General features: G+C 60.6%; 1 protein-coding gene and 1 pseudogene. Both read right to left on the minus strand.

What is annotated here, in order from left to right; all coding sequences use genetic code 11:
* Positions 1 to 137: 137 nt before the first annotated feature.
* Positions 138 to 1,154: an ABC transporter substrate-binding protein gene (locus V6C07_RS11390; protein ID WP_333536602.1), complete on the minus strand. Its 1,017-nt coding sequence runs from the start codon at positions 1,152 to 1,154 to the stop codon at positions 138 to 140.
* 30 nt (positions 1,155 to 1,184) lie between these two features.
* Positions 1,185 to 1,410, minus strand: a pseudogene (locus V6C07_RS11395) (hypothetical protein); the annotation flags it as partial.

A 1,410-nucleotide genomic window follows, 5' to 3' on the forward strand; every position in this document is an offset into this window, starting at 1 on the left:
AGGCGGATATGGTGCGCGCCACCTCCACGGGCGACGGCAAAAGCCAACCCGGCACAGCCTCAAGCGCCGAGGCCCCCCACCATGCCGCCAACGCAAAAAGTGGCAGACACCAGGGCAAGATCCGTGAACCTGCCAGCCTAGTCATGTCGATTTTTTCCGGCCCGCAAGGCATCCACAAAGCTGCGGTCCACAAGCGTGCCATAGTCCGGTTCCTGCGCAATGATGCCAAGCTCTTTCATGCGCGCGCCCAAGGCCGTAAGGCGCAGCATGAATGCATCATCCATATCCCAGGCCAGCTCCATATTTTCCGCAGACGCCTGGAGCAGTTTTCTGTCCACACCGAACAGCGACGCCGCAGAATCAAGCCACAGCTTCCTGTCCGCAGTCAGCGCTTCTGTAACCGCCTTGTGCGCGGCCACCATGCGCATGGCCGTGTCCGGATGTTCCCTGATAAAATCCGCGCGCATGAGCATGCCGCTGTTGATGGTTCCGATGCTGTCGCCGTAGTATGGATAGGCGAGAATGCGGCCGTAGCCCTGCATGACCGCCTGCGTGGGAAAAGGTTCGCCGGACAGAAAGGCATCCACATTTCCTTTTGCCAGAGCCGTACCCATATCAAAAAAATCAATGCGCATGAGCGTGACATCCCGATCGGGATCAATACCCTCCCGGTGCAGTACCTCGCGCAACAATATTTCGTGCATGGTTCCCGGAACATAGGCAATACGCTTTCCCCTGAGGTCGGCTGCCGTTCTGACAGGCCCGTCTTTTGCCGTCACAAGGGCCGAACACCTGTTGCCCAGCGCCGCCACCAGCCGCACAGGCTCGCCCCGTGACGCCGCCTGAATTGCCAGGGCCAGCGTGGTTCCCGTCATGTCCAGACTTTGCGCCAGCAGAGCGGCTTTCTGATCCGCCGGATTGGTAAACGGCCGCACTTGCACCTTCAGGCCGGGATTGGCGGGCAAGGCATACTCTTCATACAGAAAGGGCTGTATGGTCTGGGCGGTCTTCCAACTGCCCACACGCCAGGTTTCAGCCGCGCACGCCACGTTTTCCACGCCGCACATGGCAATGCCCGCAATGCCCAGGCCAGCCAAAACCAGACGCACACTCCGCAGGGCCGCGCCGGTTACAATGTTCTTCCATGCCGTCACGTTTTTTCCTCCTGCCAAGGCATATGTGCGTCACTGATCCAGGCCGGAACGTTGTGCCCAAGGCGCATCAAGGGCATAACCGGCCTCAAGCAGCATGCTCAGGGCATCCCGCACCGTAAACCCTTGCCATTCCTCCGTACTTTCCGTATCGGCCCGCGGCACTGCGCCGGATTCCACCACAAGCACATTGGCTCCCCAGGCCAGAGCTTCGGGCGTGGGCGGGTGCACGCAAATATCCGGCGTCTGCACGCCGCCG

It is taken from the genome of Desulfovibrio sp. 1214_IL3152 (assembly GCF_036763055.1).
In the GTDB taxonomy this organism is placed as follows: Bacteria; Desulfobacterota; Desulfovibrionia; order Desulfovibrionales; family Desulfovibrionaceae; genus Desulfovibrio.